This window comes from Micromonospora sp. NPDC023888, from assembly GCF_040639415.1.
Taxonomy (GTDB): domain Bacteria; phylum Actinomycetota; class Actinomycetes; order Mycobacteriales; family Micromonosporaceae; genus Micromonospora.
Window position 1 is genome coordinate 62,262 of record NZ_JBEZZW010000014.1, and the last position, 12,857, is coordinate 75,118.

General features: G+C 70.0%; 12 protein-coding genes. 8 read left to right on the plus strand and 4 right to left on the minus strand.

Going from position 1 to position 12,857, the window contains the following annotated elements:
* Positions 1–51: 51 nt before the first annotated feature.
* Entirely contained in the window at positions 52–996 is a 945-nt protein-coding gene (locus AB0F61_RS15190) for an ATP-binding cassette domain-containing protein (RefSeq protein WP_357809189.1), read from the plus strand.
* Positions 993–1,742: an ABC transporter permease gene (locus AB0F61_RS15195; RefSeq protein WP_357809192.1), complete on the plus strand. Its 750-nt coding sequence runs from the start codon at positions 993–995 to the stop codon at positions 1,740–1,742. The genes AB0F61_RS15190 and AB0F61_RS15195 overlap by 4 nt, the downstream gene beginning before the upstream one ends.
* Here the strand turns inward: AB0F61_RS15195 and AB0F61_RS15200 are convergent.
* Both AB0F61_RS15200 and AB0F61_RS15205 read right to left on the minus strand, forming a co-directional pair.
* On the minus strand, positions 1,726–4,878 hold the full coding sequence (locus AB0F61_RS15200; RefSeq protein ID WP_357809428.1) for a BTAD domain-containing putative transcriptional regulator: 3,153 nt from the start codon (positions 4,876–4,878) through the stop codon (positions 1,726–1,728). The two genes, AB0F61_RS15195 and AB0F61_RS15200, sit on opposite strands and share 17 nt — an antisense overlap.
* A 144-nt stretch (positions 4,879–5,022) precedes the next feature.
* Positions 5,023–5,409: a helix-turn-helix domain-containing protein gene (locus tag AB0F61_RS15205; protein ID WP_357809195.1), complete on the minus strand. Its 387-nt coding sequence runs from the start codon at positions 5,407–5,409 to the stop codon at positions 5,023–5,025.
* Positions 5,410–5,512: 103 nt separating this feature from the next.
* On the opposite strand from AB0F61_RS15205, the gene AB0F61_RS15210 reads away from it, so the two are divergent.
* From AB0F61_RS15210 to AB0F61_RS15220, 3 genes are read left to right on the plus strand one after another with little or no spacing between them, the layout of a single operon-like run.
* Positions 5,513–6,136: an NAD(P)H-binding protein gene (locus tag AB0F61_RS15210; RefSeq protein WP_357809198.1), complete on the plus strand. Its 624-nt coding sequence runs from the start codon at positions 5,513–5,515 to the stop codon at positions 6,134–6,136.
* A complete protein-coding gene (locus tag AB0F61_RS15215; RefSeq protein WP_357809201.1) occupies positions 6,136–6,558 on the plus strand; it encodes a nitroreductase family deazaflavin-dependent oxidoreductase in 423 nt (140 codons plus the stop codon). Before AB0F61_RS15210 ends, AB0F61_RS15215 begins: the two co-directional genes overlap by 1 nt.
* A gap of 36 nt (positions 6,559–6,594) precedes the next feature.
* Positions 6,595–7,644, plus strand: coding sequence for an LD-carboxypeptidase (locus tag AB0F61_RS15220; protein ID WP_357809203.1), 1,050 nt, complete (start codon positions 6,595–6,597; stop codon positions 7,642–7,644).
* Positions 7,645–7,895: 251 nt separating this feature from the next.
* On the opposite strand, the gene AB0F61_RS15225 is transcribed toward AB0F61_RS15220, so the two are convergent.
* On the minus strand, positions 7,896–8,930 hold the full coding sequence (locus AB0F61_RS15225) for an SDR family NAD(P)-dependent oxidoreductase (RefSeq protein ID WP_357809206.1): 1,035 nt from the start codon (positions 8,928–8,930) through the stop codon (positions 7,896–7,898).
* Positions 8,931–9,003: 73 nt separating this feature from the next.
* Here AB0F61_RS15225 and AB0F61_RS15230 point away from each other — a divergent pair, with 73 nt between their 5' ends.
* Positions 9,004–9,948: an AraC family transcriptional regulator gene (locus AB0F61_RS15230; RefSeq protein ID WP_357809209.1), complete on the plus strand. Its 945-nt coding sequence runs from the start codon at positions 9,004–9,006 to the stop codon at positions 9,946–9,948.
* Between the two features lie 115 nt (positions 9,949–10,063).
* Here AB0F61_RS15230 and AB0F61_RS15235 read toward each other — a convergent pair whose 3' ends face one another.
* Positions 10,064–11,164, minus strand: coding sequence for a carboxypeptidase regulatory-like domain-containing protein (locus AB0F61_RS15235; RefSeq protein WP_357809212.1), 1,101 nt, complete (start codon positions 11,162–11,164; stop codon positions 10,064–10,066).
* Between the two features lie 551 nt (positions 11,165–11,715).
* On the opposite strand from AB0F61_RS15235, the gene AB0F61_RS15240 reads away from it, so the two are divergent.
* Together AB0F61_RS15240 and AB0F61_RS15245 are read left to right on the plus strand one after the other, a co-directional pair.
* Complete coding sequence (locus AB0F61_RS15240) at positions 11,716–12,531, plus strand: cellulose-binding domain-containing protein (RefSeq protein ID WP_357809216.1); 816 nt, start codon at positions 11,716–11,718, stop codon at positions 12,529–12,531.
* A gap of 73 nt (positions 12,532–12,604) precedes the next feature.
* Positions 12,605–12,844, plus strand: coding sequence for a hypothetical protein (locus tag AB0F61_RS15245; protein ID WP_357809219.1), 240 nt, complete (start codon positions 12,605–12,607; stop codon positions 12,842–12,844).
* Positions 12,845–12,857: the final 13 nt, after the last annotated feature.

Genomic DNA, 12,857 nt, shown 5'->3' on the forward strand with positions numbered 1-12,857 from the left:
GTGTCACGGTCGCGTCAGGGCGGTGACAGGCCGGCCGCCGATGGTAGCTGCATGACGAGTTCAGCGATTGCGGTCTCCGGACTGCGGAAGGCCTACAAGGACAAGGTCGTGCTCGACGGCATCGATCTGGACGTCCCCGCGGGCACGATCTTCTCCCTGCTCGGCCCGAACGGGGCGGGTAAGACGACGACGGTGAACGTGCTGACCACGTTGGTGAAGGCCGACGGTGGGACCGTACGCATCGCCGGCCACGACGCCGCCACCCAGGCCAAGGCGGTACGCGCGGCGATCGGTGTCACCGGTCAGTTCGCGGCCGTGGACGAACTGCTGACCGGGCAGGAGAACCTGCGGCTGATGGTGGACCTGAGCCAGGTGCCCACCAGGGACGGCGGGAGGGTCGTCGCGGAGTTGCTGGAGCGGTTCGATCTGACGGACTCCGCGCAGAAGCCGGTGTCGAGCTACTCCGGCGGTATGCGCCGCAAACTGGACCTGGCGATGACCCTTGTCGGAAACCCGCGGATCATCTTCCTCGACGAGCCGACGACGGGCCTGGATCCGCGCAGCCGCCGCACGATGTGGTCGATCATCCGGGACCTGGTGGCCGACGGTGTGACGATCTTCCTCACCACCCAGTACCTCGAGGAAGCCGACCAGCTCGCCGACCGGATCGCCGTACTCGACCAGGGGCGCGTTGTCGCCCAGGGCACGCCCGACGAGCTCAAGCGCCAGATCCCCGGCACGCACGTCCGGCTCCGCTTCACCACCGTCGCCGAACTCGACGCAGCCGCCCGGGTGCTCACCGACTCCACCCGGGACGACGAGGCGCTGGCCCTGCGGGTTCCCAGTGACGGCGGAACCGCCTCGCTGCGGGCCCTGCTGGACCGGCTCGACGAGTACGCGATCACCGCCGAGGGGTTCTCCGTGCAGACGCCGGACCTCGATGACGTCTTCCTCGCCCTGACGGGCACCCGCACCCAGGAGGTTTCCGCGAAATGAGCGCCAAGTCCCATTCGATCGTCATGCTGCGTCGCAACTTCAAGCACATCGCCCGGAACCCGACCTCGGTGTTCAACGCGGTCCTGATGCCGATCGTGATCATGTTGATGTTCGTGTACATGTTCGGCGACGCCTTCAGCGTCGGTGTCGACTACATCGACTACGCCACTCCGGGACTGATGCTGTTGGCGGTCTGCTACGGGCTGGGGGCCACCGCGACGGCGGTGAACTCCGACATGACGAAGGGCATCATCAACCGGTTCAAGGTCATGCACGTCTCCCGAGGTGCGGTGCTGACCGGTCACGTCGTCGCCAGCGTACTGACCAACCTGGTCGCCATCGCGGCCCTGGTCGGGGTGGCCTTCCTGCTCGGATTCAGTCCGTCGGCGAGCCTCCTCGGCTGGCTCGGCGTGATCGGTGTCATCGTGCTGCTCGGCTTCGCCGCCGGCTGGCTCACGGTCGCCCTGGGGCTTTTCGCGAAGTCTCCCGAAACGGCGGGGCTGGCTTCCGTACCGCTTGTCATGCTGCCCTTCTTCAGCAGCGCGATCGTGCCGGCGGACAAGATGGGACCCGGGCTGCGCGAGTTCGCGCAGTACCAGCCCTTCACGCCGATCATCGAAACCCTGCGCGGGTTCCTCAACGGAACGCCGTCCAGCGGTGACGTGATCCCCGCCCTCGCCTGGTGCGTCGGCATCGCTCTCGTCGGATACCTGTGGGCACGTTCCACGTTCACGAAGCGAGCGTGACCGCGACCAACCGGTTCCAGTCCGTCCCACTGCCTTCTCGCGCCGCCTCTGCGAATCTCACTTCGCCGAGGCGGCGCCGTACTTCCCGCTCGATCCGGGCCACGTCCGGCTGGGAATGATCCTGCCGTCCTCGCACACCGGTGCTCGCGGCAAGCAGCCGCGCGGCCAGCTCATGCTGGTCACGGCGCAACGCCAGGTCCGCGACGCCGACGAGCACCCGCGCGATCGAGGGTGCGTGCCCCGTCGAGGCTGCCGCCTCGCAGGCCAGGGCATGGTGTCTGCGCGCCGCATCGAGATCGTCCGCGACGTAACCGAGCAGGTCGTGTGTCACCACGCGGATGTGCGCCTGCTTCGCCTCGTCGCGCAACAGGGTCGTCGCGACACCGACCTGGTGGGCCACCTCGTCGGCATGGCCACGCCAGCGGGCGAGTTCCGCCTGGGACAGGGCCAGCACCGCCAACGCACCAGGCCACGTGACCCGCGCCGCGTGTCGCCGCGCCTCGGCCATGGCAGCCGCGCTCGACTCCTCGTCGCCGAGCAACCAGTAGAGCTGGGCCTGCCGGGACCGCATCCGGATGATGTCCTCGACGGTGCCGACCTCGGTGACGACCCCGGCCGCCTCCTCGTAGTGCTCGCACGCACCGGCGAACTCACCGCGTACGGCGATCAGCTCCGCCAGCTCGGTGAGGGCGAACGAGATCCCGAACCGTTCGCCGATGGCCCGGAACTCGGCCAGCGCCGCCACGAGATACGCCTCCGCATCCCCACCGTCCTGGCCGAAAATGATCCGCATCTTGCCAAGCTGCAAGCGGCCCAGTGCGCGTACCCACGGATCCTCGTCGTCCAGCAGCGGTTCCCATGCGGGCAGGATCGCGTCCGGAGCTCGCAACATGCGTTCCAGTGGGACGACGAGCGCCATCCCCGGGTGGCTGCCGTTACTGCGTCGGCTGAACTCGTATGCCTTGTGAATCCACTCCGCGGCCTGGTGCTCGTCGCCCGGTCCCGAGTTCACGAAGAGCACGACGAGCGCGTACACCGTGGCCCGGATCTCGTCGCTCACCTCACCGGGCGTCTCGGTGGCCGCCATGATCAACTCCATGCCCTCGGTCCGGTGACCACCGAGCCACCAGTACCAGCCGGCGGCCGCGGCCAGCCGCATGGCCGCGTGCGCTTCGCCAGCAGCGAGGGCACCGCGCATCGCGGAACCGATGTTGTCATGCTCGACTTCGAGAGTGGCAAGCCATTTCACCTGGTCCGCGCGGCGAAGCTGCGGCTCCGCGGTCGCGGCCAGGTCGGTGAAGTACGTCAGATGCGCGTGACGCGCCGAGTCCGATTCCCCCGCCTCGGCGAGCCGGTGCGCGGCGTACTCCTTGATCGTGCCGAGCATCCGGTAGCGCAGGGCCTCGTCGCTCTCGGCGACCAACAGCGACTTCTCGGCCAGCGCGGTGACCAGTTCGAGCACGTCCTCCTGCTCGACCTCGCCGCCGGCGCAGACCCGTTCGGCCGCTTCCAGGCTCACCCCGCCCGAGAACACCGAGAGCCGGCGCAGGACCGCCCGCTCGGCGTCGGTCAGCAGCTCCCAACTCCAGTCGACCACCGCGCGCAGCGTTCGGTGCCGGGGCAACGCGGTACGGCTGCCGCCGGTCAGCAGGCGGAACCGATCGTCGAGCCGGCTGGCGAGCTGGTCGATGGACATGGTGCGCAACCTGGCGGCGGCCAGTTCGATCGCCAGCGGCATGCCGTCCAACGCCCGACAGATCCGCGCCATCGTCGACAACGTGGAACGGTCCACCGCCAGATCCCTGCGCACCGCGCCCGCTCGCTCCCGCAGCAACCGGACCGCGGGAGAGGTTGCGATCTCGCTGGGGTCGGCGTCGACGTCCGGCAGGGCCAGCGGCGCGACCGGCCAGAGCGCCTCACCGGTGATGCCGAGCGGTTCCCTGCTCGTCGCGATGATCCGCAGTCGCCGACACTCCCCGAGCAGCCGGTCCGCGAGCACAGCCGCCGACTCGATCACGTGCTCGCAGTTGTCCAGGATCAGCAACGCATCCCGCTCGCGGATCGCGGCGACGAGCCGGTCCATCAAGTCCATGCTCGGTGCCTCGCCGAGCAGAGCGTCCCGGAGCCCGAGCCCCGCGAGCGTCGCCTGCACCACGTCACCGTCCGCGCCGATGGCGGCGAACTCGACAAGCCAGGCGCCGTCCGGCAGGTTGTCGAGCATTCTGCGCGCGGTTTCCGTGGCCAGCCGGGTCTTCCCGGAGCCACCCGGCCCGATCAGGGTCGTGAGCCGGTGTTCGGCGACGAGCGCACCGACCTCGGCGACTGCCTCGTCCTTGCCGATGAAGCTGCTCAACTCGGCGCGAAGGTTGGTCTTCCGGCTCTCCTCGCGCCGTCGCACCTCGCGCCCTTGCACCTCGCCCCGCAGGAGCGCGACGTGCAACGCCGAGAGTTCCGGCGAGGGGTCGACGCCCAGCGCGTCGGCCAGGGCCGCACTCGTGCGCTGATACACCAGCAGCGCCTCGTTGTCCCGGCCGCTCGCGGCGAGGGCCCGCATCAACGCGAGGACCAGCCGTTCCCGCACCGGGTACGCGGCCACCAGGTCGGTCAGCTCCGCGACCAGCTCCGGACCGTGGCCGAGGCCGACCTCAACGTCGAAGCGGTCCTCCAGGGCGGTCAGGCGCAGCCTGTCGAATCGGGTGACCACCGCGTCGAATGCCGCGCTGTCGACCAGACCGACGTCCTGCATCGCCGCACCGCGCCACAGGTCGAGGGCCTGGCGCAGCCGCCGTCCCCGCTGCGAGCCCTCGTCATCGCGAGCCAGGGCGACGAGGCGTTCGAACCGTACGGCGTCCACGGCGTCGGGTTCGACAATCAACCGGTAGCCGTCGGTCTGTCCCTCGATCGACCCGTCGGGCAGCGCCTTGCGCAGCCGGGAAACCAGGCGGTGCAGGGCGTTCGCCGCGTCGGAGGGCGGATGTTCGCCCCAGATCCAGTCGACGAGGGTCCCCTTTGGGACCACCTGACCCGGGTTGAGCGCGAGGACGGTCAGCAGCCCGCGCAGCCGCGCACCCGGCACGTCGATGACGGTGCCGACGTCCGTGCGAACCTCGAATGGACCAAGCATCCCGACCTGCACCTGGCAGATCTTGCCACGGACATGAGAAGTATCCGTGTCACCGATGCCCGCTCCGCCGACGGCTGTCAGGGCGGTCGACCACGCCTTCCACCGCCACGTCGGGAGCTGACCGTGCCGCGGCGTCGAGGCCGCGAGCACGCGAGGTCACCCGGCGCGGTTGTGCCGGGTGTCGTTGTCGTACGACTCGCGGGCGTCGAGCAACTCGTCCCAGTGCTGTTCGGTCCAGGCGCAGGCGACCGCGATCGGTTCGAGCATGCTGCGGCCCACCGGCGTCAGCTCGTACTCCACCCGCGGGGTGACCCCGGCGAAGACGGTGCGCCTGACCAGCCCGTCGCGTTCGAGGGAGCGCAGCGACTGGGTGAGGACCTTGGGGGTGACGCGGCGCAGCGGCACGCGTAGCTCGGAGAACCGGCGAGGCCCCTGCTCAAGGCAGCGGATGATGAGCGCCGCCCACTTGTCGCCGAATCGGATCGGGTTGAGCGAGGACGGGCACAGCTCGTCGAACATGTCGGCGGGCAGAGGTTGCCTCATCGCCAAACCATAACTGGTATCCCGGTGGTAACCACGACCCTCGATAGCGTCGGCGAACCGGCCGAGCGTGTGGGCTCCGGCCGCCGAGGAGAGGGCGTAACTCATGAGGATCGTGGTCTTCGGCGCGGGCGGCCGGGCCGGACGGCAGGCCGTCGCCGAGGCGCGACGGCGCGGCCACCAGGTCACCGCCGTGGTGCGCAACCCGGCAGGCCACGGCGACCTGACCGACGTACAGGTGGTGGCAGGCGACGTGACCGACGCCGTGAGCGTCGCGCGGGCAGCCGCCGGGCACGACGCCGCCGTCAGCGCCGCCGTCGACCTGTCCGTAGCGCCGCACGACTTCTTCACCACGTCGTCGCGCGCCCTGGCCGCCGGCCTGGACAAGGCAGGTGTACGTCGCCTGGTGGTGGTCGGCCTCGCCTCGATCATGCCCGGGGCGTCCGGTGCCGCGCTGATGGACCAGCCCGGCTACCCGAACGAGTACCGGTCCTTCTACCTGGGTCACGCGGCGGGCCTCGACGAGCTTCGGGCCTCCGACCTCGACTGGGCCTACCTGGCCCCCGCCGGCGACTTCGACCACGACGGCACCCGCACCGGCCACTACCGGATCGCCGAACACGGCGACCCGGCAAGCCGGATCAGCTATGCCGACTTCGCGATCGCACTTGTCGACGAGATCGAGGCACCCCGCCACCACCGGGCCGCCGCGAGTGTGCGGGAGGTGTGATGCCGGAGGTCCACGACAGCCCACATCCCTGGGTCGCGGAGCACATCCGCCGGTTCGAGGAGACCGGCGGCCGGCCACGGCCCGGCGTGAACGACCTGCTCCTGACGACCCGAGGCAGGAAGACCGGCGAACTGCGTCGCACCGCACTCGTCTACGAACGCGACGGCGATCGCTACGTGCTTGCCGCCTCCAACCGCGGCGCAGACCACCACCCCGCGTGGTACCTCAACCTGCTCGCCGATCCCTACGTCACGGTGCAGGTCGGCACGGAGACCTTCGGCGCGTACGCGCGCCCCGCCACGGCCGGGGAGCGTCCGCACCTTTGGCGCTTGATGGTTTCGGTCAGGTCGGAGTACGCCGCCTACCAACAACGGATCACGCGGGAGATCCCCGTGGTTCTCCTGGAACCTGTCTCGAAATGAGATGCGTACGGACGGGCAGCCCGGTTGGATCTCGACATGCAGCATGAGCTTGTTCGTCCTCGCAAGGCCCGACCCGGGGACAAGATCGCGGTCCTCTCGCCGTCCTTCGCCGCGGCCGGCGCCTTTCCCGAGATTCACCAGCAGGCCATGCGACGGCTCGCCGACCTGACCGGCCTCGTTCCGGTCGAATACCCGACCACCCGCCAGGTCGGTGCGACCCCGGCAGCTCGCGCCGCGGACATCAACGCCGCCTTCGCCGACCCACAGGTACGCGGCATCCTCGCCGTCGTCGGGGGCGACGACCAGATCACGGTCATCCCGCACCTGGACGCCGACCTCGCCCGAGCCGACCCGAAGCCGTTCCTCGGCACCAGCGACAACACCAACCTGCACCACTGGCTCTGGGGCCTCGGCATCGCCAGCTTCTACGGCGGCTCCTCCCAGGTGCACCTCGGCCCCGGGCCGGCCGTGGACGACATCCACGTCCGGTCGCTGCGAGCGGCGTTGCTCACCGGGGAGCGGCTGGAGATCACCGACCCGGGCGAGTCCGAGGATGTCGGGATCGACTGGGCTGATCCGCGGGCGTTGAAGTCCTTCGGCGAACGCGAACCGACGGAGCCGTGGAGCTGGTACGGGCCCCGTCGCGCGGTCACCGGCCCCACCTGGGGTGGGTGCCTGGAAGTCATCCAGTGGATCCTGACAGCGGGCCGTTTCCCACTTCCTCCCGAGGCTCTCCAGGGCGGGGTGCTGGTCATCGAGACGTCGGAGGAGCTTCTCCCCGCCCGTGAGGTCGGCTGGATCGTCCGCTCACTCGGTGAACGCGGCTTCCTCCGCGCCGTCGACGCGGTGCTTGTCGCCCGTCCGCCGGTCTCCGACCACACCCGCCGACCCCCGGCTGCCGATCGGGCGCGGCTTCGCGAGCAGCAGCGCGACACAGTCGTCGACGTGGTGACCCGCTACAACCCGGAGGCAGTCGTCTGCGTCGGCATCCCCTTCGGCCACACCCGACCGCAGTGGATCCTTCCCCATGGCGGCCCGGTCACCGTCGACGGCGTGCAACGTCGGGTGTTCGCCGACTACCGATAGATCCCGCTCACTCGCCATGCCGGCGGTTGCTCCCCAGCTACCGGTGCCGGCCCCCGCGTCGAGCGCGGCACGGACACCTGTCCGCACCCAGGTGATGAGTGGACAGCGACGTCGAAGGCCCTGACCGGGACTCACGTCCTGGACAGGGCCTTCGCGGTGGAGCGGGTGACGGGATCGAACCCCCACTGTGGTCTCGACCTGTCGAGTGGGGTCACTCGACACGCCGAGACCGCGGTGAGCTTTGCGCCTGGTTACGCCTTGAGCAGTTCCTCGCTCAGGTTCCAGAGGCGCTGTGCGGACTGTGGGTCGATGGCGTGCGGCACGACGGTGGCGGGGGGTAGCTTCCCGGAGCCGAAGGTGATGGGCTGTGGGTTCTCGTCCAGTGGTGAGATGTCGTTGTCCTTCAGGTAGACGCCGCCGATGTCGGCCAGCAGCGGGCTGGTCGCGGCGAAGACGCTGGTGCTGGCGCCCTGTTGCGGCGTCTTGTGCTCGCGGTCGGGGTCGATGACCGGCTGGCCCGACTCGTCGATCAGGCCCATGGCCCGCAGCTGCTCGTCGCTCAACGTGTCCGTGCGCGCCATCCCCTCGGCGATGTGGGGACCCAGATTCGTGCCGTGGATGATGCCCGGATGCACGGCGTAGCCCCGGATTCCGTCTGCGGCCCATCGGCGGTCCAGCTCGACGGCGAACAGCACGTTGGCAGTCTTCGACTGCCCGTATCCGAGCATCCCCATGGGGTCGTACCCATTGGTGAAGTGCGGGTCGTCCCAGCGGATGTCAGAAAGACGGTGCCCCCCGGACGTGAGGTTGACCACCCGGGCGCCGTTCGCGGCCCGCAGGGCAGGCAGCAGACCGAGGGTCAGCTGGAAGTGTCCGAGATGGTTGGTGGCGAACTGCGACTCGTACCCGCGGGCGTCCCGAACCAGGGGACCACCCATGATGCCCGCGTTGTTGATCAGGATGTGCAGCGGGCGCCCTGAGTCGAGGTACTGGGCAACAAAGGCGTCGATCGAGCCTGGGTCGAGAAGGTCGAGCCGGCCGGTGTCGACGCGCTCGATGCCCGTCAACCTGGCCGCCGCCCGGTTGGGGTTACGCGTAGCCACCGTCACGGATGCGCCCGCCTTGCTCAGCGCCCGGGTCGCCTCCAGGCCGAGTCCCTGGTGGCCGCCGGTGATGACGACGTTGATGCCGGACAGCTCGATCCCCGCGAGCACCTCGTCGGCCGTCGACGCCGCGGTGAAGCCGGATCCGATGGGGTGCTGCCGGTGGGTCATGTTCTGTGTCATGGCACCACTGTGCGCCCGAACCCTCGTACTCTGAATGGTTGTCGGTCCGGATTTCTTGTGCGAGAGTACGGAAGTGGCCGGTGATCAGTTGTCCGAGGTGTTGGACCTCGTCGAGGTGCGCGGGCTGCTGACCGGCGGGTTGGCAGCCAGCGGCCGGTGGGTGTCGCGCGCGCCGGTGCAGGATCGCCTGAAGTTCTTCGCGATGGTGAGCGGCAGCGCCCAGCTGACCACCGACGGCGTCGACGGGTCGATCGAGCTGGAGCCGGGTGACGTCGCGATCGTGAACGGCCGGTCGTGGCTGCAGGTCGAAGGCGGCACCGGCGACGGTCCGCCCCGCGTGGTCGTCCCGGAGGAGGCCGATCGCCACTCCGGCCTCGCCGGCGCCGACCGGCACTCCGACGACGTCCTCATCGGTGTACGCGTGGACCTGAACCAGGCTGGTCGCACACTGCTGCTGCAGGCGCTCCCTCCGATGGCGCACGTCCGGGCATCGGCCGCAGCGGCCAGCAACCTACGGACAAGCCTCGACCGGCTGTTCGACGAGGCGACGGGCGGTCGGCTCGGCTCGGCGTTCGCGATCCGGCAGCATGGCCAGCTCCTGCTGCTGGAGGTGCTGCGCGCCTACGTCGACCAAGCCGAGCTGCCTCCAGGCTGGCTACGGGCGCTGACCGACGAACGGCTGCGCCCGGCGATCACCCTCATGCACACCGAACCCGGAAAACCGTGGGGCCTGCAGGAGCTGGCGCGTGCCGCGGCGATGTCGCGCACGTCGTTCGCCGACCGCTTCCGGACAGTTGCGGGGATGCCGCCGGTCACCTATCTCAACCGGTGGCGGATGCTGCTCGCGCAACGCGCCCTCCGCGACGGCGACGTCCGCGTCGGGTCGCTTGCCTCCCACCTGGGATACGCGTCCGAGAGCGCCTTCAGCACTGCGTTCAAGCGCGAGGTGGGCGTGTCACCACTGCGCTACCGGTACAGGGTGCGCGAGGAACAGGGGAACGTGACAGCCGTCGTCTGACACGGACACGTGATCCTGAGCCGTACCCTGATCTGGAACCAACCGCTCCTCCACGCCGTAACTCCCACTACCGCCGACTCAGCACGCTCGGAAGCTACGAACCGCCGCAACAGTATTAGCGGGCCGGCCCGCCGTATGGGTCGTGGCTGAGCTGCTGGATGCCGCCCTGCGGGGGCCCGCTGTACGGGCCGGGGAACCCGTCGGCCGGCGGCCTCGTGTGCAGCACCGCGGTCGGTGCGTCGCTCATGCCCGCTCCGGCCGGCGCCGTCAGCTGAGTGGCCGCGTGCGGAGCTGGCTTGTCCGGCGTGTTCCGGCGGCGGTTCACCAGCAGAGCCAGTGCGCCCAGGCCGGCGGCGACCAGCAGGCCACCCAGGATGAACGGCAGCGAACCGCTGCCCTCGTCGCTGACAGTTTCGAGGGCGGGGGGTGCCGCCGCGGCTACGCTGGTCTCCGGCTCGGGAGCCTCGTCCGCTGCCGCCGTTGCGGTGGGCGACGGCGGGGTCTTGGCGGGCGCGGCCACGGCGGCCAAGGTCAGCCGCACGCTCGCGGTGTCACCGGCGGAGCCCTGTACGGTCGTGCGGGTGGTGCGATAGCCGTCCAGGGCCGCGACGACTGTGATCCGGCCCTCGGCGATCGTCTTGCCGGCGCCTGACTTGATCGAGAACCGGCCGCTTTGGTCGCTCGTTGTACGGTGTTCGTGCCCGGCGCTGTCCCGGACGGTCAGAGCCACGCCGCCGATCGCCTTGCCGTTGGTGTCGCGGACTTGGCCGGACACCCCATCCACCTCGGACGACAGCTTGTCCGCACCGGGTTGCGGCGCGCCCGCGCCGGGTTGCGACGTGCCTGGGCCGTGAATGTAGACCATCTTGTAGGCGAAGCTGTTCTGCCCGCCGAGCCGTACGGCGACCGAGATGTTGAGACCGAGAGTCTCGCCCGCGTTCACCTGGGGCGCGACGACGGTGGCCTGGAAGTCCTGGCTCTGGCCGGGTTTGAGGTTCGGCTCCGCCCGGCAGCCGGTGGTGCATTGCAAGCCACCACTGACCACCACGATGGCCGTTTCGGCCCCACTCCCGTTGTTCGTGACGCGGATCTGAACGCGAACCTTGTCGCCGGGATTCACGTTCTCCGCCGACACGCTCAGGATGCTGATGGGTGCCGGGGCGCCCGCCACGGGTGCCGCGGACACCGCGAGCGTCCCCCCGGTCAGCGCGACCAATGCGGCGGCCCGGGCCCATCGGGCGCGTAGGCGCGTCGTCACTTCCTACCACCCTCTCCACGGGCAGGCGACATCGGCCGATGACGCCGCGGGACACTATGCCCTGTCGAGGATGGGTTGCGCGACTCGCGGCCCCCTACACGGCCTCTCGCAGGGGGACCTCGCGCCGGGCGCTGCTTGATATGCAGCTTCGTGATTGCCGTATTTCTGGCAGGCCGACAGCTACGTCCTGCTGAGGGTCAGCCTCCTCCTCGGCCCATGATCTATCAGCACGCCACCTCGGAGGCCGATCGGGCCATCGCCCAGGCGGTGAGCGACGCGGTAAAGGCCGAGCGAAGGAAGGCCAGCAAGCCCGCGGCTGGCGCCTCGGGCAGGCCCAAGAGGAAGGGTAAGAAGCGTGGCTAGTGGCCCGTGGATGGCCCGCCCGGCGCTCGTGACCCCTGGAACGTCGAAGGCCCTGGTTGGGACTTTCGTCCGGTCAATTGACAGACATTGATTGATGCGGTCAACTGGCGACGCCCGTATCCCCCGGCTCGCCCAGGAGGACCCTCTTGCGTACGCTCCTGACCCTCGCCGCGGCCGCCGTCTGCGCCGCCGGTGCACTGGCCGTCCCCGCAGCGGCGGCGCAGGCCGATCCGGCCGGCACCGCCCTGGCCGGCGCGACCGTCCCGGCCGACGCCTGCGCCGGTACCGTCCAGATCCAGTCGCTCACCTTCAACCCGCCCCGGGTGGTTCCGGGCCAGGCCGTCAGGGCCACGGCCGTCGGGCAGAACTGCACCGCCCAACAGCAACAGGTCGGCACGGCGATCTACGCCCGGTTCGTCGGCTCCAGCCCCGGCATCCCCACCGGCTGCCCGGCCCTCGACCCGCTGCCGGGCTGGGCGGTCACCGTCGATCCGGGCGCGACCTTCAGCTGGCACGAGGGTTACTTTGTGCCCTCCGGCTGTACGGCCACCGGTCTGGAGGTCACGGCCCGGTTAGAGGACGACGCCACCGGCGGCGAGCTCACCCAGACCGCCACGGTGCCGATCGACCCGCCGCCGGCGGCGCCCTGCACCGTGAGCTACCGCACCGGGAGCGAGTGGCCGGGAGGCTTCACCGCCCAGATCACCATCAAGAACACAAGCACCGTGCCGATCAACGGTTGGACGCTCAGCTTCACCTTCCCCGGTGACCAGCACATCGTCCAGTCCTGGTCCACCACCGCCCAGCAGAGCGGTGCCACCGTCACGGCCCGGAACCTCGGCTACAACCCCCTGGTGGCGCCGGGCGCCTCGGTGGTCTTCGGCGTCCTGGGCACCTGGCAGGCCAGCGACGCGGTGCCGATCGCGTTCACGCTCAACAACGTCAGCTGCGCCGCCGGGTAGCCCGCGCACCGGACCCGGCAACACGCTCGCGTCGCGGGCGCCCGGCGCCAGCCTGCGAGACATCATGGCCCGGATGGGCCACGACAGTCCCCGCGCCGCGCTGATCTATCAGCACGCCAATCGGGAGGCCGACCAGGTCATCGCCGACGCGATCGACAAGGCCGTCAGGGCGGCCCGACGCAAGCCGAGCAGGCGTCGGACGCGACCGGGCGCCGAGGACGACGGGACGGGCGCCGAGGCGGGCCAATGGCACAGCGCCCCGTTTCAGCATGACCTAGAACCACGGAAGCCCTGGCGGGACCATCGGTCCTGACCAGGGCTTCCGC